Raw genomic sequence first — 21,109 nt, 5'->3', positions numbered from 1 at the left:
TGTCTACGCTGTCTACGTCTACAGAACCCGCCCGGCGTTATCACGGGCCGCGATTCTGTTGGCGCGGGGTGGGCGGGGCGTGGGTTGTGTAGATGGCCGCGCCCCGTTCGCGGGTCCATCCAGCGTGGGCATTTCTTACGCCGGCCGTAGGAACAGTCACGGTAGGCGACAGCCAACACGATGACGGCTCATTTCTCTTCGTACTTCGTCGAATCGATCGATTTCAATACATCTGGTTATTACTGCTTTTTGTTTGACAATCGCATTGATTTCAGGAGAAAGGTAAGAGTCTGTTAATTTTGCTTGGATGCTGGTGGCCCGAACGGCATCGTTGAGTGGGCACCCCCTAGTTGAATTGTGGTGGGTCGTTGGGGGTTGTTCGAGGCTGAGTTTGTCCAATCATCGCTCGGTCGTCTGACGGTCAGGCCGTCCCGCTCTTGGTTGGCATCTCGGTTTTCGTATCGATTTTGCGTCAGTTCCTTTGATTCGTAATCCGTTTTCACATGAAGACTTTGCTCAAAGCCCAACGTCGTAGCCGCTCGTCCCGTCTCATCGCGATGTCGATTATCGGGACCGGGTTGGTGATCGCACCGGCCGCCAAGGCGCAGCAATTTTACAAGTCAACGACCGCGACCAACGCCTGGACGGGCAACTTCTGGGGAGCCAGCGCGGGTGGTCCCTACACCGGGGCGTGGGTCAGTGGTTCCGCGGCCGTGTTCGTAGACAACGGAGGAACGGCCCTGGCATTAACCGGGGCCACCACCAACTTTTCTTCGATCACCGCCAACGAGAACGTTAACGTCACTGCAAGCGGGACGATTGGCACGGGTGGAACGGTCGCGTCCATCACCGTCGCGACCGGAAAAAACCTGAACTTCGGAACTCAAGCCTTTTCAACTGCCGTGGGCACGGGGCTCATCAAGAATGGCGACGGTATCCTCACGCTTGCGGGCGGAACCTTCGCCGGTGGTTTCACGGTGAACGCCGGTACGGTTGCGATCGCTGGCGTCAATGCAATGGGGCAGGGAGGTGCCCTTACGATCGCCGGTGGCACCATCATTCGCTCCAACAGCACGACCGCTCGCGACCTGTCTGGCAAGTACGCAGGCGGCATCACTATCGGTGGCGACTTCACCTTGGGCGACGCCACTAACAACGGTCTGCTGACGTTTACGGACAACATGGCCTTGGGTGCGGCCAGCCGCACAATCACCACCAGCAGCAACGCTGCCTTCGGGGGTGTTGTTGGTGCGACCGGCGCGTTCGGCATCACAAAAGCTGGTACGGGCACGCTCACGCTCTCTGGCGCAAACACTTACACCGGCGTGACGACGATCAACGCCGGCACCCTCTCCATCAATAATTTCAGCAACGGCGGTGTGGCCGGCTCGCTTGGGATGGCTTCCAATGCTTCTGCCAACCTCGTTATGACGGGCGGAACCCTGACCTACTCTGGCGGCACCACCACCACGGACCGCGGCCTGACATTCGGTGCCCTTTCGGGCAACCCTATCATCTCGGTCTCCACCGCTGCCACGAACCTCAATCTGACCAATGTGATCGCCGGCACGGCCTCACAGCAAATTGATTTTACCAAAGGTGGGGGCGGCACCCTCACCCTCTCCAATGACGGCAATTCCTTTATCGGCAGGACTTTTGTCAGCGGCGGCACCTTGGCCGTTACATCCATCAGTGCCGTCGGTGCGGGCAACAGTTCCATCGGCGTAGCGACAAGTGCAGTGAACGGATTGATCTCCATTGGCACCGGCACGACCACAACCACTCTCTCCTACATCGGCACCGGCAACACCACTGACCGGAATCTCGACCTTCCGGGCACCACCGGCGGAGCGATCATCAGCCAGTCCGGAACGGGTCTGCTAAAGTTCACAGGCCCCGTATCGGCGACCGGTGCGGGCAGCAAAACCCTGACGCTCACAGGATCAACTGCGGGAACAGGAGAAATCGCAGGTGCCATTGCGGACAACTCCGTTACAAACATCACCTCGCTGACCAAATCCGGCACGGGCACGTGGGCGCTCACCGGCACCAATACATACACCGGCGTGACCACGGTTAGCGCCGGTACGCTCGATCTTGGTGGTGGCACGGCTAATGGGTTCCTCGCTTCTCCCACCCTCACTCTGGCTGGAGGTACGCTGAGCTACACCCGCACCGGCAATACCACCCAGGATTTCACCACGACCAACATCAACGTCCCATCACAGCTATCGGTGGTCGCCGGTAACACGCTCAATCTGGGCACGGTCGTGCGTGGCGTGGGCGGCGCGCAGAACTTTGCCAGCGTAGGTGCTGGCACCGTGGCGGCACTGGCAGCGAGCAATGTGAATGGGATTATGCCTGGCTTTACGCATGGGAACTCTTGGGCCGTTGCCAATGGTCCGGGTGTCGCCATTAGCGCGTTGAGCACCTACACACAATCGAGTGTGGCTGGCACCACGGCTACGAATTACTTAAATGGTAACATCGATGTCGACAACAGCCCTGGCGCGCTCGATGCTTCGTTCTCTGCCAATAGCCTGCGTTTTAACAGTGCCGCGGCAAATACCCTTACCCTCACGGGCACCACCAACACCCTCATCAGCGGTGGCATTCTGGTCAACAGCGCGGTGGGGGCGAATCTCTCGACCATCGCCGGTGGCACGCTCGCGGGCGCCGCTTCAAAAGATCTGGCGATCATCCAGAACAACACCTCGGGCGGACTGACCATCTCGTCTGTCATTGCCGACAACACCGGGGCCACCGGCCTCACCAAGACAGGTGCCGGACTCTTGACCCTTGCAGGCAGCAACACCTACACGGGTGTCACTGCCATCGTTGCGGGGACCTTAAGGCTGACCGGCTCGGGCACGCCGGGTCTTCCGGGCAATTCAGGATCTGTTGTCATCCTTGACTCCGGGGCGGTGTTGGATCTGAACGGCACGAATCAGAACATCAGGTTCGGAGCGGGCACCAACGCAACCACGGCCACAGCGGGTGTGGTCGCCAACGACTCTGGCAGCGGCACCTCCACGCTGACGCTTGCCGGACCTGCCACGGTCGCGGGCAATAATGTGGTCATTAAGGATTTCAATGCGACCCCCGGCGGCAAAGTCGCCGTTGTGATCCAAGCCAATACCCAGCCCCTGAACAACGCCAATACCTATAGCGGCGGCACCACTGTCAATGGCGGGGCTTTCCTCTATCTGAACAGTTCGACGCCCCTTGGGGCAGGCACCGGGCCGATCAACCTGGTGGCTCCAGGCTCGGGCGCTACCGGCAATACAGGCAGTGGACTGGTGGTGGATAGCGTCACCTACGCGTATGACATTGCCGGTGCCGGCTATATTCATTCCAACTCCGCCGCCTCCAATATCGTGACCTTCACCGGTAACTTAACGAACACGGGGCCCTACATTTGGCGCGGTGGTGCTGTTGCGAACAACAGTTTTAATTTTGCGGGGAACGGGACCACGAGTGTTCTCAGCGGCGTGATCGGATCGACGACGAGTCAGGTGAACGGCGCAGTAGCGACCGGCAACATCATCAAGTCCGGCACCGGCACCCTTACTCTGAGCGGTGTCAACGTCTACACCGGCACGACGACGATCAGCGGCGGTATCTTGAATGCCAATTCCTCGAGTTCGCTAGGCAGCGGCGTCGCCAGCAACACCCTCATCTTCAATGGCGGTACCCTGCGGGCCATCGGAGCCATCACTTCGCCGGCCACGCGTACGGTCACATTGACCAGCACCGGGTTGATTGATACCAACAACTTCGCCGTGAGTATCGCCGGCATCATGAGCGGCGCGGGCGGCCTGACCAAGAGCGGCCTGGGCGCGCTGACCCTCACAGGCGCTAACACCTACACCGGTGCGACCGATATCAGTGCGGGCAGCGTGGTCATCGGTACGGGGGGTGTCATCGCCAACACGGCGACCAACACCATCACCATTGGCAATGGCGCAACGCTTACCATGAGCCGCAACGACACTTGGGGTTCCAGCGCCACCGGTGCTCCGGTGATACCGATTGTCATCAGTGCCGGCGGCACCATGACGACCGGCGGCACCAGCTTCACCACGCTCGGGCCGTTGACACTGAATGGCGGCACGCTGACAAGCACGGGTGGTGCCAACGCTAATTTCCCGTCTTGGGCATTGCGCGGCACAGTGACCGTCGGCGGTTCGGTCGCTTCCACGATCTCGGGTAGCGGCACGTTCAGCGACATCAATCTGGGTGCGAACACCGTCACAGGCACGACGTTTGACGTTGCGGATGCCACAGCCAGCTCAAGCACGGATCTGACCGTTTCGGCGGTGCTCAAGAACGGCGGCAACGCCAGTAACGTCGCCCAAGCCAGCTCGCTGACGAAGACCGGACTCGGCACGATGACCCTCTTCGCCGCCAACACCTACACCGGTTCGACTGTGATTAATGCCGGTACTCTGCAAGTCGGTGCTGCTGCATCAGGGCAAGCCTTCGGTAATGGCTCGGCCGTCACTTTGGCAAACGTTTCTACTGCCATCCTCGATCTCAATGGATTCAGCCAAACCATCGGCTCTCTTGCCGGCGGCGGCCTTACGGGCGGCAATGTTTCGCTGGGAGCCGACGCGACCCTCACCGCAGGTGGCAACAACAGCAACACCACCTACTCGGGCGTCATCAGCGGCACCGGCACGAGCGGGCTCACCAAGACCGGGTCAGGAACCCTCACCCTCTTCGGTGCCAACACCTATACTGGGAACACCGTCGTCTCCGTTGGCACACTATTGATCAACGGATCTTTGGCGGCCGCGTCGGCCACCTCCGTCGCCAGTGGTGCTACTGTCGGTGGCTCGGGCACCATCGCCGGCGCACTCACGGTCAACGGGGGCGGCACACTGTCCCCGGGAAGCAGCCCCGGCAAACTCACCGTGGGCGCAACCGTGTCATTGGCCGACGCCTCCACGTACAGCGTCGAACTCGGCGACGCTGGTGCCGATTCCAACCTCGTCGCTGGCACCGATTACGACCAGCTTGCCCTGACCGGTACCGGGACAACATTGACCATCAGTCCCAACGCTGCTCTGTCGGTTCTGGAGCTCCCCAACATCACCTCGGGACAGGTCTTTGTCATCGTTGACAACACCGCCTCCGGAACGGTCAACGGCACCTTCTTCACCGCCACCAGCGGTGGCGTCGCGCTGACCGAAGGCGGCACCGTAACCGGTAACCTCGGCAGCACGTTCACGATCAGCTACGCCAACAACGATGTCACCCTGACGGCCGTCAACGTGGTCCCCGAGCCGGCGAGCCTCGGACTGCTTGCCGTGGCCACCGGGGGACTGCTGACCCGCCGTCGGCGTCGCCGGGCGATCTGACGAACCTCGGGAAGCCATCCTCAGCCTCACCGATTCCGCTTCGCCCGTAGCGCCTCGCGGGAATGTGGTAACCCCGCACCCCCAGTCTCGTCCACCTTCGCCAACGCGGAATCAATTTTCCTATCAGTGTCTGGCTTTGCGCCTTGGGGACACGAAGACGTTCTTTCGCTCGCGTCGGCCTTCCGCTTCAGGTGAGGTCACTACGCCCTGATGACAGAGATTCCACCTTCGTCACGCCGAGCATCGCGCACCGCCGGCAGGAGGATATCTTGCAGCGGCTATGTGCCTCGACGACGGCCTTGCGTGATCCTCGAGGGGCTTCGCCGGCAGATCGCCCGCGCCAATGGGCTTCATCCCATCAAAGACCGGGCAGCGATCGACGCCCTGATGCCCAAGACGCTCGCCCTGGCGAAAGAACTTCACCGCGAACTACCCAAGTTCAAGTACAGGAACATGGAGATCATCGAGAACGGCGTAAGGGGCTACTGGACGACCGCCGGCCCGACGATGTAGCTCAGAACTGCGGGCTGTCTACACCGTCTACGTCTACACAACCTGCCGGGCGCTAGCGTGGGCGGAGGTTTCGTTGACATGGGGACGACTGGCGGCATCACGATTGGCCTTTGGACGCACGGGAGAGACGGGACAAACCAGTGCCGGCACAATGAGCACAGGAACAGCGACGGAACCGTGGCCGGCGGCAATCGCGGTCCCGGAACGCCGCCCGCCTGCCGCGTTGCCGAGATTCGATCCATTCTGCTCGAATCGGTCACGGGCACGGATGTCCAGGAGATCGTCTGTGTACTGGTCACCCAGGCGAAAGCGGAAGATGTGGTTGCGGCCCGAGAGATTCTCGACCGCCTGATCGGTAAGTCTGCTCAGGCAATTGCCCTAGACGCAAAACTCGGCATCCGACCCGAGCCAGAGGCGAAGCCGGGATGTTGCGATGACGTTGCATCGATGATCCGCGCATACCCAGAGCTTGGCCTACCTCGCGAGATTTGGCCGCTACTGCCAAGCGAGTGGTACAAAAACTGGCTCGCCGACGAGCATCATCCGACCCGACCCGCCGACTTCCCCGCGATCGTTGCAGCCGTCCAGGAGAAGTGCGACGTATGGGAGCGGAAGCCCAAGGCATCCTCCTGATGAGCTCCGTGGCAACCGGGTATTGGGACAAGGTGCTGACGCTGGTCTGGTGGCGAGTTGGAGTCCGCAAGTTGGCAAGCCCGAGGTTGGCCAGGGAACGAGTCTAGGTCGAAGCTGGCCGACGCCATTGAAGGCCGGACGAGATGATCTAGCAACTCGGATAGCTACTCAATCACCGCCTTGATAAATGCGTCCGCCGCGTCGGCGTAGAATTCGATGCTGATCTTCGTAGCCATGTCGTCGGAAAGGCTGAAAAGCTGCTTACGAGCGGAGATCGGCATGAGCACGGTGGCCGCGCCCTTCTCCACAGCCAGTTCCGCGATGGCGACGGGGTTGGGGATCATCTCTACCGATCCGCCCAGGTTGAGGGCGCCCACAACGATCAAGCCGCCTTTGATGGATCGCTCCAGCAGGCCGCTGCACAACGCGAGCAGCACTGCCAAGCCCAGCCCAGCGCCCGCCTTGTCTGCGTCGACAGCCCGCAACTGTATTGAAAACTCGTGAGACCGTGGATCGCGGTCGCCCACCAGTTCCTTCGCGCGGGTATAGAGGTTCTGCTCGCCATAGCGGACACTCTCGCGGAACGCCGGCGGCACCGGGGCATTCAGAATCCTGACGCTCCCGCCGGGGCCAACCGTAACCTCGATGCGGTAGAGGCCCGGAGAGACATCCTGATCGCCAGCACTGATGGCCCACACCTGGCCGGGGGGCAGCGGATCGCTTTCGATGCGGTCCTCGCTGTGCAACTCTGGCGTCGAGACGAATTGCTCCACGCCCTCGGTGCCCATGAAGTAGCTGAAATGGGTGTTGCGGAACTCGGACTTGAGCACCCGCTTCTGCTGCTCCTTCACCCTCCGCCGGCATTCCAGAGCCAAGCGGACGATTGTCTCCAACTCCTCGTCCGGCACGGGCATGGTCGGATCGGGGAACAGCAGCTTGAGCATCCCGCTTGTGGTCCGCGTCACCGCCTCAATATCGCGGCCGCTCAGGGCGCCGCCCCAATTCACGCGGCCTTGCAGCACCGACACGCGGCTGGACTCGCGCAGCTTCGTCCAGCACTCGGACAGGAAATCGCTCACCAGCCCGAAGTGCCCGGTAAGTTGCTCATTGGGGTTGACCTTGGGGAACTCCCAGCCCGGCACATACGAATGCAGACGGTCCATAAAGGCCGTGTCGTATCGCATCTCCGGCGGGAGTGGGGCCAGCAGGTGGCTAATCCGCTGCTGCTGCTCCACGTCCACGTCCAGGTTTCCCACCATGACAAGGCTACCCGACGCCCGGATGCTCTCCTTGCCGCGGGAGAACTCGCCGGAGGCCATGTAGCCCTTCATGATGTTGACCCCGTCCTTCTGGTCGAAGGAAATGCCGGCGATCTCGTCAAAGCACACCACGTCGTAGTGGCAGACCAGCCCGCGCTGGCCACTGGCGTTGTTGACGAACATCTTGGCCACGGTCGCCTTGCCACCGGAAACCAAGTGCGAGTAAGGCGAGATTTGCTGGAAAAGGTGACTCTTGCCTGTACCCCGAGGTCCAAGCTCCACCATGTTGTAGTTGCGCTCGACGAATGGGACCATGCGGAGCAGTGTGACAATCTGCGCCCGTTCTGACAGCGCCGCCGGCTCCAGACCGATGGAGCGGATCAGGAAGTCCCGCCACTCCTTTGTGGTGAACTGCGCCCGTGCCTTGGCCATCACTTTGAGCACGTCCGACTTGGAAAGCTGGATCGCCCGGAGGCTGTCTATGGCGAAGGGTCGGCCGTTCTTCTCCTGGGCGATGGCCGCATCGTAAGTGAGCGTCACCTCGGCATAGAAGCCGTCGGTGAGCATCCGCTCGTGCTCGTGGACGAGCTTGTCGTCAATCCGAACGTCATCCAACTGGAGGCTGGGCAGTTCCGCCAGAAAGCAATCGTTACGCGAGTCCAGCTTCGCCTTCACGATGTCGATAAGCTTAACCGAGCCCTTCTCGCGGGCGCGGGCCTTGAACAACTCCTCCTGGCCCGTGCGCACGGCCCGGTCGGTAAGCTGCCGCTCCACCACCTGCAGTCCCTCGGCGATTTCGGCTTCGTTGACCGTGGCGCAGTAGCGGCCGAGCAGGAATTCGACCACATAGGTCGGCACCGGGTACTGCCGGCTGTAGCGGCGGACCAAGTCCTTCCGCACTAGGAAGCCGTCAAAGGCTGACGCCGCGATTCTGTCTAGGGCATCAAGTTCCATGTTCATTCCTCACCGCCAACGCTCGTCGCCCGCTTGGCGACAACGTGGCCAGAAGCATCCAATAACACGACGCTGACGGTCGTACCTTCAAGTGATTCATCTTCAACCAGCAGCCCGACCTTGCCCTCAGTGTCCACCGCCTTGGGCGTCACGATGCTGGAACCCGCGTCGCCAACCTTGGTCCGCACGTCGGCCTTCGCCGATACACCGGCCGGCTCGACGGTCACGCGGCATCGCATGCCAAGCCACTGCACCGCTGTGATGTTCGCGCTGATTCCCGCCGTCCCGATATCCGAGCTAAACATCAGGTCGGGAATCACGCACTCCTGCACACTCAAGCCGCCGTGCGTGTATTCGTGTCCCTTGGAGAAACACGAAACGCCCGCGCCAAACGCGAAGATTTCCGTCGGATTCCAATACCAGCCGGCCGTCGGCACCGAAACGTGCGAGCCGGCCTTCACCGTGGCACATCGCGACCACCGGCTCTCGGTGAGATACTTGGGCAGCGGCGTGTTGGGCAGACCGCCCGGCACCAGCAACCAGCCGTGGTCGGTAACGACGCGGACCTGACGCCAGCCGGCAGCCAGGAGCGCGTCGATCCGTTCCACCAGCAACTCAAGCTGCTCGTCGATCCGGTTGGCGAGTTTCACTTGGAGGTTGTGGCCCAGGCTGTCGAACTCGCCATATTCCGTCCAAGCCCGCCCGGCGCCGTCTTGCGGCTTGCCCACCTCGGACGCACCGAGGCACTGATAGCCGGCCGCCGCCATGAGTTTCCTGATGCGGTCGGTGGTGGCGGGCTGGCCCACGTCTGCCGTTTCCGGGGCGAAGTCCTCGCCAAGCCGATGACCGATGATCTGGCCCGCCACCGGCGACACCGCCGGCTTGGCTGTCGCCGTTACCGTCGGGACCGCGGCCCATCGCCGGCCGTCGCCCACGCGGAGCTTGCGATCTTCCGCCAGTGCCGCCAGACGCCGCCCCAAGTCAAAGCGCAGCCCATCGACAAACAGAATGCACGTCCCCGTATCGGCTTCGACCACCGGGTCGCGGCCATTGCCCCTGGCCGGCAGCGGGGTCGCCGCCACCACCTTCTGGAAGTGCTCGGCTGCATCCTGCACCCAAGACAGATAAATCGCGCGGGTGGCAGCGGAGACGGCCTCGCAGTCCTCGGCCGACTTCACCTCGGCCAGCGCCCGGAGCACCGCGTCGTCTGCCAGATAGCCGCCCTGGGCATACAAGTCCGCCATCGCCTGGGGTGTGTCACCGCCCAGGCCGACGGCCGTGCGCGTCACTAGCGCCGCCAGGTGCGCCAGTGCCTTGGCTAGCGGACTCTGGCCCAGCTTCGCCCAGACCCACTGCCGGCGAACACCATGCTCAGATTCCAAATTGGCCACCGTCGCACGAGCCTCAGAGGGGTTCTTACTGGTGAGCTGGCTCAGGGCCTTTCGCAGGGCCCGCTCGGCATCGTCATTCAAGCTCGGCCATGTCTCTTTCACGAAAACCAATCCGGACGGTTTCGCTTTCCGCAGCAGGTCGGGCATGCCCGGATAGAGCGCCGGTGCTTCGACAAAGCGCTGCCAGACGCCGAGCCACTCCACCTCGCGCATTCCGAGCCGTTCGCCCGCGACCAGTTCCCCGTCGTTTTCAGGATCAAACTTGTAGTCAGCTTTGCACCGCGAACGGAACGCAGACCATTGTCCCTGATCCCATCTTTCCCGTGCACCCCGCGGATCGCTCATCCATTCAAGCAGGTTCCGCGGGGTGTCTTCGATCATCAGCTTGTCGAAATCCTCCGCCTCCAACCGCTTGGCTCGCAGTCGTGAGAGCGGCGTCACGGCCAACTGGGCCAGCGCACCGAGCATCGCTCTACGGGTCTGGCTATCCTTGGCGACATCCAGCTCCATGCTGGAGTCTTCAGACACCAGAAAGGCTTCGACGGTCCAATCCTTGCCGTTCCGCTGACACCAGACAGCGCCGCGGTATTGCAACTCCACCAGCGGAACCACTGGGTCAGGGCAATCCTCAATTGAGCGAAGCGTCTGTCGGCCAACTCCAGGCAGGTAAACCACTGGCACGGCGCGGTCCGGCAACGGAACCTCAGGCAGTGCCCGTTCGATCACACACCGGAGCCAGATCGCCGGTCCGATCCGCTGGTCAGGCTCGTAGTCACCCAGGACCAGCAGATGCGGCATCAACGCCCGAAGCTGTGGAATCAGCGGAAGCCACTGACCGTCGGCGTCGGGCCACAAAATGGCCGTTGGCGCCACCTCACCGGGGGCGTGACGCGCCGCGGATTCCAGCGAAGCCTGGACGGCTTCAATCAAAGTCGAAGGTTTTTGCGAAATCGGAATCATTGCCGCTCGCTTCCTTCCGAGGCTGCGTTGCCCATCGATTTGAGCCGCCCTGCAACCTTGACGACGACCCGTGTCATGCCGGCACCCCAAGCTCCTGGATCAGGTCGCCGCGTCGGAAGGTTGCGGCAAGGCGTTGCAGCGATACCGTTTGCCCGCCGTAGAGTTTCTTCAGCGCCGCGTCGACCGCATCCGTGGCCTTCTTGAAATAGGCTTCCTCGTTCTGCTCCAACTTGGCCTTGGCATCGACGAACTTTGTGTGATTGAGTTGGGCCAACGTGAGGCCCAGGTCACTCAGGAGGTACTGGCCCATTAGCATGGCCAGGAAGCACGAGCCATAGGCCACGAAGTCTGGTGCGCCCGCCGGCGGGCGCCGCCGTTTGTTCTCGGCGATGCGAAATAGCAGTGTGGCAATGACCACCTGTGCCCCATTGAGATCATCGCTGAATATCATGTCGTAAAGTTTGTCGAAGTGCTCTCGCCCTTGGAACTTGCCCTGCTGTGGTCGATGGCGCCATACCGAGAGGACCGCCTCCGCCGCCGTTGCACTGCTAATATCGGTTGTCTTGAAGGCCGTATCGCTTCGGTGGCGGCGGTATTGATAACCAAGGTCCGCAACTGCAGCCTCTAGGTTTCTCTGGCGGATGTCATTCGACCGAAGGTCACGAAGATCGACCGGATTCTGGCTGTTCGTCGCATAGGTGATGTTGCGCACCAAGTCTCCCGCATCGGAAGGAAGTTGATACAGCCGCACTAGAACAAACGCCTTCTCAATACCTGGTTCGGCGGCGGCGAGTGTGGCCATCGTGTGCTCGATTGTCTTGCACGTCTGGCCACCGTTAATGACCTGGAGACCCTCGACACGGACCTGGAAGTTGTCGGCCTGAAGCGCGTTGTGCGTGAACTTCCTGCACAGCAACGTGATGCCGTTGTTGTAAAAGTAAAAGTTGCCCCGTTCGATAGGTGTGATGAGCGTGGAAGCGATACGTTGGTTCACGCGGTTGGACTGAAGCCCAAGGAACCGTCGCACATTTCTCTCAAGAAGAAGGTCGCCGTGTCGGGCAAAGAGTGCAGCGACCTCCGCAACGGGGATCTTCCCAATCAGGACACGGTAGAAGTCGAGGTCTTCAACTATGGCCTTGCCAGCCAGGCGGAGGGTGTCGTCCACCTGTTTTGCCGCCTGCATGAGTAAGACCAGCTCGTCGTGGTTGACATACATCCAGGTAACTTGGTCGTGCGGGAACTTGGCGGCGTCGATGACTTCCTGCGCCCTTACATCCCACTTGATCCCGTTGTTGCACAGGACGGCACGTACCCTCGGGATATACCCATCACCAACCAGCGAGCGGACATCCTCCACACGCTTCGTTAGCTGTGCGTTCGTCGTGATCGTCGCTCTGGGGTCGAACAGGTACTTGATGGCCTGTACCATCTTCTCCGCACCGCCCTGGGGAAACGCGCTCGCACCTTCTTGGTTCTGCTTATACTTGCCCTGAAAGAGGGTCACCAGGAACTCGCCATCCTCAACATCGCCAACATGCATCGCGTCGATGCCGAAGTCGGCTCCGCCTTCGGTCAAGACATCGAGTGCCTCTGGCTCCGAAAGGTCGAGAAGAGTCTTTGCCACAAGATAAACGAACGCCGCGGACTGCTTCTTCGGCTCGTCGTTCTTGATGTTGAGTCGCGTCTCGAACTCCGGCGCCAAGTCTCCTGCCAGCTTTCGCACGCGAGAGTCGATAATCCCGATATTGATGCTCATGGGTTTGCCTCGATAAGGGTTACGATTTGCCCGCGGCCTGTTGGCGGGCTTGGCGCTTGAACTCGGTCGTGTAGTGGCAGTCGTTATGCCGCTCGCCGGTGAACTCCGACAGCGGGCCGCCGGCGTAGTTGACCGTGCCGTCCCAGCCCCAGAACCACGGGTACTCGCGGATCGGGCGCTTGAGCTCCTTGCCGCGGTCCTTAGCCCACTTGATGTTCGGCTTCCACCGCAGGACGCCAGTGCCGGTTTTGCCATTGGGCAGGTCCGACGCGAGGAACGGGCGGATGTTCACCCGCACGCCATCGTCGATGTCCGGCTCCCAGCCTATGGGCTGCTCCGCCAGCGGCTTCCAGCGGACGAACAGGTCAAACGGCGGCTCGCCTTCGATGATCGCTACCAGCCGCTGTTGAAGTTCCGTCGCCGCGTCCAGTCGATCTTCCGCGCCATCCTCACCTCGCTTCACGCCATCCTGCTGCCGGTTGATCCATTCGCCGAGGTAGCTATACGTCAGACTTTCCAGCAGTTTCTTTCCCCTTTTGCCGTCGGCGAGCTTGTGGTAGTTCACCAGCGCGTGGAAGCCATCGCGTTTGCGGCCATCCCAGATGTGCCAGACGAACGGCCGGTGGTGGAACAACTTGCAATGCTCTTGGAAGAAATCATCGCGAAGCCACTCGTCCAGGTTCCGGTGGGGCTTGACGCCACAGGCTGAAAGCAGCGTCAGCAGCCGGTCGGTGGCGGGTTCCTCGCCGCGCACGGAAGGGATGCAGACGATGCCATCGTCGTCGGCAAATTTAAGCAACTCATCGCACCGCTTGACCAAGTCTCGTGCCCGCCGACTGAGGCGCATTTGTGCATCGAGTTCCGCCGGCCAGCGGTAGCCCAGCAGCCGCACAACCGCCACCTGTAGCGGCGCGGTGGATTGTGCCGGCCGGCCATGGAAGAGCCATTGCGTCGGATCGTCGCTCTCGGGCTCGGGCAGACCGTCGGGGAATCTCCCTGCCGCGACCGTCTGCCAGCGAGCGAGGTCGAAGGGAACCTTGAGGAAGCTGGCAACTGCGACCTTGAGTTGTTGGTCGATCCTGTGAACCGCATCAGCGTACTCTTCTGAGGTACAGAAGCACCAGAGCGCGGGTAGGAGCGCCGGATCGCTCGGGACGATGGGCGCGATGTGATCGTCAAACACCGTACCTTCGAACAGCGTCGCTTTGTGAGGCGGCATACGCCGCAGTGCAATTCCCGGTCGGCCGAGCATCCGTGAACTCGGGAAGTTGTGCGCATTAGAGGCATGGTGCAAGTCGCCTTGCCCATTGCACCAGCGGATCAGATGCGATCTTCCACCATAGTAGTCGGTGGTATCAGGAGGCGTCTGTAGCTGTGCCCAAACGTCTTGTGAGACGCCCACTTCCCAAAACGCGGCAAGAAATTTGTTGTCATCCGTCGTCACTAGCCCCTGCCATGTCGCAGCGGCCGCGGAGAGCAGTGCGGATGGGTCCATCAACGACGAGAGGATTGCAGCGTCCGGATTCAACAACTGGGCTGCTTGGGGAGTTATCGCAATCTCAGACCGATTCTGAATCGCTACCGCCTTGGCTTCGGGCGTATTAGCGTCCGAAGCATCCAAGTCAGAAATCTGGTGCTCAGACGCAGCCTTTGAAGCGGTCATTACAGACAAGAGAACATTGAAATCCCACATTGGGGTCTGGAACCCCTTGGGTCCGAGGCGAGCAATCAACGCAAACTCGCGCCGTTCAAGCAGCGTCTCTCGAAGCTTCGCGTAGGTTGCCTGGAAGAGCCAGTTCTGCGGCGTGACGAGGGCCGTCGAGCCTCCCTTGTCACAAAACTCCAGACAGCGCAGCACGAACGCCGTGGCGAGGTCGGCCTTGCCCAGCGGGTACTGCGTCTCCAGATGCTCCTTGAGAATCTCATCCTGCTTGCCTCGCCCGAGATAGGGCACGTTGGTGACCACCAGCGTGTACTTGTCGGCGAGCAGTTCGGCGGCTTTGGCCACGCCCTGGGCGGCGATGCCCATCTCGTGTTTGTCGGGTGTGGCGCGGGGGTCGTCGGAGATGGCGATTTGCAGATGGCGCAAAAGCGTCTCCATGCCCGTCTTATCGAGCATGCCGCTGCCCAGGAAGCGATGCGGGTTGATGAGCGAGCCGAGCGTCGGAGCTTTGCTGAACAAATCGTAGAGTTGGCCGAAGAAGAAGCGGAGCTCAAGGTTGCCTTGACCTTCGAGGATCTTGAGCCACTGGTCGCGCGTACCGCCGGCGGAGAGGCCGGTGCAGGCGACGTTGGGCTTTGGAAGTGACTGCCGGTATCCAACGAGTTTCCAGGAAGCCAGCGCAAGACTGAAGACCGCGATCTGCGTACATCGGGCATCGATCTCAAGACCGAAGACATTGAATTGGAGAACCGCGTCGACAGCGATGTTCAGCGGCATCCCTTCCTCCGCCATGCGCAGTCGCACCAGCAGCTCGAACCCGGCGACGAGAAAATGGCCGGAGCCGCAGCAGGGATCAAGGAGCTTGATGTCGGCCGTGCGTTGCGGCCAGCCGGGAAAGGTGCCAGCTGCCGGGCACCAAGGCCCACTCTTGCCGTCTGCTCCGCGGACGAAACGGAGGTACTCCCACTGCACGCCAGGGAGAGCCAACTTGCGCCGGAGTTCCTCTTCGGTCTGCGCCTCGGCAAGGTCAGTGCTGCTGAGTTTCCGGCCGGCCCACCAGGCGCCGAGGGTGTTATGGAGCAGGAAGAGCACCATGTAGTGCTCGGTGAAAAGCTGCGTGACGGAGGGCAGCGTATCGCTGGTGATCTTCTCGCCGGCCTTATTGACCTTTTCTTTTTCGGCCGACTGCCAGAACTGGTAGACCCAGCCGAGTGAATCGTCGGCTTTGAAGGTGTCGGAGGTCAGGCCATTGACCAGCCACTCCAACTCGACGCGGTGCTCCGTGGCGAGGGTGACCTGCAGTACTGGGTCATCGGGCCGGAAGATGGCTGGCAGCATCTGCTGGGCACAGCGGCTGGCGTAGGTCCAGGTATCGGTTCGGGCGTGCTTGGCGAGTTCCTCGGCCTCTGCGAGGCTGATGGGCATCTTGCTATCAGGCTCAATTAAAAGGTCGTTTTCGGCCAGGAACCGGGCGAACAGCATGCGGTGCCAATGTTCGTAGGCGCACTCGTGGACCAGGCGTTTGAGGGTGATCTGGTCCCTGGTGTTCTGGGCATCGCCAAGCTGGCGGGCATGGGCGCGAAGCTGGTTGCGCAGGGTCTGCTGCGCCGGCGACATGTGGGGATAGAACTTGGCCTCATGGACCGCCAGCGCCTCCAGCGCAGCGCGAGCACCGGCTTCGGCGATGTCACGGGCCTTGACGACCGTGTTCTCAAGCTTGTTGCGCAGATTGGAGGGTAGTGCGGGCATCCATTCACTCCATCAGGAGACGACCACCGGACCGTCGGTGAGTTTGGCTAGAAGTTCCAGTTCAGTCTTGGCGAGCCAAGCTTTGACCTCCGACGGCGTCTTGAGTGTGGCGCTGGTTAGGTGAACCCTCTGCGTCGCGGGTTCCAGAAGCTTGGCCGCTGTGAGGCCGGCACTGGAAAACTGCTGGGGCAGCGCGTTGGTGCGTGTCTTCCACGAGGTGAGCGGGCATTCATCCAGGCAGCGGAGCAGGGCGGCGTCGTCACTCACGTCCAATGTCGGGAGGCCGTCGATGCTCTCATCCGCCAGAATCTTCTGCTGCTGGGCCGGCGTCAGTTTCTTCCAGTTGTCGTTGGCCTCCAGCGCGGCCTTCTCACGGCTGAAGAGGGTGACGAATTCCGAATGCGCCTTGTTAACCGCCGCCCGCTGCAGCGACGCCACAGCCTTGTGGATCGCTGGGACAGGATCGCTGGCATCGAGCAGCCGGCGTTCTTCGCGCACGGCGTCAGCCTGCGTCTGGAGTTCTGTCGCTTCGGGGAGCGGCGCGGCATGAGCCAGCAATTTGCCGAGCGTATCCCACGCCGGCTTACGCTTCGCGGCCAAGTCCGCGGCGGCCGCCCAGTCCTTCACCTGCTTGGCGAGGGGGTCGTGCCCCTTGAGGATTTCCGTGAGCTGCTCGTTCCCTGCCAGGGCGCGGAGATTGTCTATGTGGACGGTGTTCGGGCGGGCCGGCATTGGCGCGTCGCCGCCCGATCGGTTGGCCAACTCAATTAATTTGACCAGAAACGGGCCGGCCTGTACTGCCTCTTCACCGGGCTTGCAGGTAATCCCGACGGTTTGGTAAAGCTTCCGCAGCCTAATCTTCTGCGCCACGTCTAGCGTGGCCGACTCGACGCGGAACTCGGTGGTTGAAACTTTGGCCTGATCCAATTGACCAACTGCCAGAGGGTTGCTGTTGTAAATGGCCCGCAGGTGCCCGACGGTGTGCAGTACGATCAAGCCAGCATCCACAGCGTCGCGGGGCCAGCCGTAGGGACTGTCCTCGAACGCGGAGCGGACATCCTTGCCCTTCTTGCCCGATCCGACCGATGACAATATTGCTGAGCAAACTGGGTGTTTCTCGGGTTTGTCAGTGAAGCCCACGGCCTTGAGCGCGTCTTCGTCGCCGTTCTTGGCGCGGTTAATAACACTATCCCAGCGGTCGTGGTCAGCATCGCGGAAGCTCGGGAAGAGCCGGTCGAGCGACGCCTCGGCTGCGGACTTCACTTTTTCCACCAGGTTGAGCTGGAACATCTCGGTCCCGCCGCCTTGAAAGACCTTACTCCCATCGACCACCTGGCCGATGATTTCGTCACGGCGGGCCTCGGCCTCGCGGATGCGGGCGCCCATCGCGTCGCGGGCCTCGCGGCCTTCGGCGGTACTGGGGGTGCCCTTGAAGTCGATGGTCGCCTTGGCGGACTCGAAATCGATGATGGCCTTCTTCAAGTCGTCGGCGCTGGCCTTGGGCACGAAGACGTACACGATGGGGCTGTCGGCGCCGGCGGCACGGGCGTCATTGACCACCGTGCACTCGGCCTCGCCCCAGCCATCACGGACCCACACCGGGATCTCGTGGCCCTTGGTCGCCGGCGGAGTGTCGCCGAAATGCAGTACTAACTTGCGTGGCTCCTTGCTCTTGCCGTGGACCAGCTTGATACCGCCGACGGCCTCGTTGAACGCCGCCGCCAGCAGGGCCGAGCGCTTGCCGCCGATGCCGGACACGTCGGCCAGCAATTTCGTCTGCCGGTTGCGGAACTCGCGGTCCCACTCACTGCTCTCGCGAGTCTGCAGACCGTAGCCGTCGTCCAGCTTAATGAGCTTGCCCTCGTGGACCAGCCTGTCGAGGATGCGTGGGACTTCCCTGCGGTACATGGCGCCGTCGCTGCCCAGGTCGCTGACCAATAGATCGGCGAGCGTCGCGGGCGTGGCCCGGACGCCAATGTCGGCCGCGGCTTCGCGGGGGAGTTTGCGAACCAGGAAGATTAAGCCGCAGAGCCGGCGGGCAAGTTTGCCGTCGGGCGTGCCGTCGTCGAGCTTGCGGATGGTTTCGTCGATTTCCCGCAGCAGGACGCCAGTGCGGAGCAAATCGGGCTGGAGTTGCTCGAAGATGAAGTCGGCAGGGACCACATTACCCAAGGGACGCTCGGCCGTGTCGCGCACGGCGTCATAGACGATGCGCAACTGGGTGCGAAGCTGGGCCGTAGTGCCAGGAGCGTCCACTGCCTGGAGGGCCTTCTCCCAAAACCGGCGGCGCACCGGCAGGAGTGGATAATCCTCCACGATGATGCCGCGGTCTTCAGTGCGAACGGCGATAGCGGTGCCGGCCAACTGCCGGTCGATCTCGCCGGCGTGAGAGTCGAGGCACTCCTGCACGGCCTTGACCTTGTCGGCCTTCTTGGCGAGCACCACGCGGCGGGTTACGGTTTCCACGTCGATGTCGGACAGTTCCACCGGGATGGTGAACCGGCCGCGCAGGCGCTGAAGCAGCGGAAGGCTGCCTGCCAGGGCGGTCTGCCCGGCGCCGATCAACATGACCCGGCTGTCGAGCTGTTTGCAAAGGGCCTCGGCGACTTCCTGCACGTCTGTGGACCGCTGGGCGCTGTCGCCAATGAAAAGCTGCACCTCGTCGAGCACGATCACCGTCGCCGGAGTCTGACCGCCGTCCGCCAGCACTTCGCGGACGTAGCCGATGAACTCGGCTGTCGATACATCCGCCACCACGGGGAACTGCGCACGCAGGGTGGCGCGGGCCTGTTTGTCGTCGGGGGCAAAGTCCGAATCAGCGGCGAGTAGGGCCTTGGCCAGAACCGGGCTTACGTATAGGTCTTGCAGTTCGCGGAGGAAGTCCTTGCCAGCAGCTTCAACGGTCTTGCGCACCTTGGCATAAATGCCCGCCTTTTGGAGCCAGAGGCAAAAGCGGGCCTGGGGCAAGGTTTCTGGCAGGCCCTTGGAGCGGAAGATGATCGCCAGCACGGTGAGGCGTACGCTGTTGCCGCCGCCGGAGGGCAGCGTCCCGGCGGCGGCGTGAAGCCCCCCGCAGCGCTTGCCCAGCGTGCTCAACTCCTTGAGCAGGTCCGTCACCTCGGCCGGCAACCGGGCCAGCCCACGCGCGGTCGCGCCATCGTCGAACTTGGTGTCGATCCAAAGGTGACGGAGCATCTTCTCCAAGTGCGACTTTCCGCTGCCGTAAAAGCCGCTGATCCACGCCGCCGGCTGGACGGTCGCGTCCACGCTGCCGAGATAGGACTCCAAGATGCGGACGATGCCCGCCTTGTACTGGCCTTCGCAGACGAATTGCTCAAGCTCGTAGCGGAGGGTCTCAAGTTCCTTAGGCGTGCGCGCCTCACCAACTGCCGCAACGCCATCGTTAAGCAACTTGGTCGCGGCCGGATCACGCTGGAAGACTTCTCGATTCTTCATTGTTCAAGGGCTCCGCTATGCAACGTGATGGGGACGGCCAAGTAGCTCCAGCCGTCTCGAGCGTCGAGCAGACGATAATTGTTGTTGTCAAACTCGCCGGGGAAGAACAGGACGAGCCGCCCGCGAATGTCATGCTTGACCTCTTCAAGCACCAGGGATGCCTTTGTGAAACCAAACAGCGACGCCACGCCATGCACGGCAACCACAGTGTCGGCCGTCACGTCGTCCGCTGTCAGCACCTTTCGCAACTCCGCCGCGGCGTAATGCGCGAACTCGTTGTTCTCGGGCTGGAGCTTCGATGCCAAGTCGCTGGGCACCTCGAAGTACGCCTGTCGATAGCCGGGGTCCATCGCGGCCATCCAGCGGGCAAAGGTACAGGTGAAATCAAACAGCTTCCAGCCGCAGCCGGCTTGGCGCGTATGCAACTCGAAAAGCTCTAGCTTTGCCCGGAGCTTCCGCTCGTCGGCCTTGTCGTGGACGACGAAGATCGTCCGCTGGGCGCCGGCAAGGTTGCGCTGCCAAGGCGCGGAGATATGGCTTTGGTAGCGGCTGGCCAAGTCTTCAATCCGTCCCATGAATCAACCGCCTTTCCTCCTCGGTCAGCAGTCGTGAGAAGGAGACCTCCACGACACCGCCGGACACTTTCAGGTCGAGGTAGCCTACGCGCTTTGCATCCATAGCCAAGAAGAGCAGTTCGTCGGTGCTGGCATCCAACACCTTCGACCAAAGTGTCTCGAACAGCACAGCGCCCCGCGCCCCGAGGGCATAGCCCAGCACTAGGGCGAAGGTCACAACGGCCGGCGTGGGGCTGACGGCACGGCGGGTCTTTCGACTGCGGCCCTCAAGGTGGCCGGACTGAGTCCAGGATGACGCCGCATTGCGGACGATTTTGTCCAGCACCGCCTCGTTAAACCGCGAGCCAGTGCCGCGGTTAAGCGCATCGGTGAACGACTGGCGTCCGAGTTCCTCACCCGGCTGCAGGCGTAACACCGCCGGCGACGTGAACCTGAGCAAGGGATCGCGGGCCAACGTCATGAGAAGCGCCAGAAGCGGCCGGCCGCGGTCATCGCCAGCCCAAAGCTGACGCAGCACACGGAAGAGGACGACGCCACCATCTAGAGCATAAAGCTCTGACAGCCTCTGGTCAGTGATCCGGCGGGTGGCGCCCGTACGCTTTCCGAGGCAGTTGTCTTCAACGATCAATCGGCGGTAGTCTGCGCGTGTGAAATCGGGGCCGGCAGCCCGCAGCAGGCTCGCCAACTCGTCCAACATAATGGTTCGACTTGTATGCGTTCCCTTGCCCCCAAAATGGAACCCCACCTTCTCGTCGGCAGCGACAGCCTGCTGCTCAGGGGTCAGTAGGAAGCCAGTATTGACAGGATCGAAAAGCATAAATAATCTGCTCAATCTAG

At 61.9% G+C, this 21,109-nt stretch carries 10 protein-coding genes; 3 read left to right on the top strand and 7 right to left on the bottom strand.

The features are described 5' to 3' along the window. Positions 1-557 precede the first annotated feature (557 nt). From IPV69_RS24795 to IPV69_RS24785, 3 genes are all read left to right on the top strand, one after another. On the top strand, positions 558-5,363 hold the full coding sequence (locus IPV69_RS24795; protein WP_206292414.1) for a beta strand repeat-containing protein: 4,806 nt from the start codon (positions 558-560) through the stop codon (positions 5,361-5,363). Positions 5,364-5,666: 303 nt separating this feature from the next. Then, positions 5,667-5,876 carry a hypothetical protein gene (locus tag IPV69_RS24790; protein ID WP_206292413.1) on the top strand — a complete coding sequence of 70 codons (210 nt, stop codon included), beginning with the start codon at positions 5,667-5,669 and terminating at the stop codon, positions 5,874-5,876. Between the two features lie 177 nt (positions 5,877-6,053). Continuing rightward, complete coding sequence (locus tag IPV69_RS24785; RefSeq protein ID WP_206292412.1) at positions 6,054-6,509, top strand: hypothetical protein; 456 nt, start codon at positions 6,054-6,056, stop codon at positions 6,507-6,509. Positions 6,510-6,673: 164 nt separating this feature from the next. Here IPV69_RS24785 and brxL read toward each other — a convergent pair whose 3' ends face one another. The 7 genes from brxL to IPV69_RS24750 form a co-directional block, all read right to left on the bottom strand. Beyond that, entirely contained in the window at positions 6,674-8,722 is a 2,049-nt protein-coding gene (gene brxL / locus IPV69_RS24780) for a BREX system Lon protease-like protein BrxL (protein WP_390884435.1), read from the bottom strand. 2 nt (positions 8,723-8,724) lie between these two features. Beyond that, a complete protein-coding gene (pglZ, locus tag IPV69_RS24775; protein WP_206292410.1) occupies positions 8,725-11,073 on the bottom strand; it encodes a BREX-1 system phosphatase PglZ type B in 2,349 nt (782 codons plus the stop codon). A gap of 73 nt (positions 11,074-11,146) precedes the next feature. After that, the gene (locus IPV69_RS24770) at positions 11,147-12,829 is read right to left on the bottom strand and encodes an AIPR family protein (RefSeq protein ID WP_206292409.1); all 1,683 of its coding nucleotides are present in this window, start codon (positions 12,827-12,829) and stop codon (positions 11,147-11,149) included. A gap of 19 nt (positions 12,830-12,848) precedes the next feature. Then, entirely contained in the window at positions 12,849-16,241 is a 3,393-nt protein-coding gene (locus IPV69_RS24765; protein ID WP_206292408.1) for an Eco57I restriction-modification methylase domain-containing protein, read from the bottom strand. Between the two features lie 12 nt (positions 16,242-16,253). Next, positions 16,254-19,697, bottom strand: a complete 3,444-nt coding sequence (gene brxC, locus IPV69_RS24760; RefSeq protein WP_206292407.1) for a BREX system P-loop protein BrxC — start codon at positions 19,695-19,697, stop codon at positions 16,254-16,256. Then, positions 19,694-20,272, bottom strand: coding sequence for a BREX protein BrxB domain-containing protein (locus IPV69_RS24755; RefSeq protein WP_206292406.1), 579 nt, complete (start codon positions 20,270-20,272; stop codon positions 19,694-19,696). The genes brxC and IPV69_RS24755 overlap by 4 nt, the downstream gene beginning before the upstream one ends. Continuing rightward, on the bottom strand, positions 20,259-21,089 hold the full coding sequence (locus IPV69_RS24750; protein WP_206292405.1) for a hypothetical protein: 831 nt from the start codon (positions 21,087-21,089) through the stop codon (positions 20,259-20,261). Before IPV69_RS24750 ends, IPV69_RS24755 begins: the two co-directional genes overlap by 14 nt. Positions 21,090-21,109: the final 20 nt, after the last annotated feature.

It is taken from the genome of Humisphaera borealis, assembly GCF_015169395.1.
In the GTDB taxonomy this organism is placed as follows: domain Bacteria; phylum Planctomycetota; class Phycisphaerae; order Tepidisphaerales; family Tepidisphaeraceae; genus Humisphaera; species Humisphaera borealis.
Note: the sequence above shows the minus strand (reverse complement) of the source record. Positions and strands in the feature narration are given on the sequence as shown.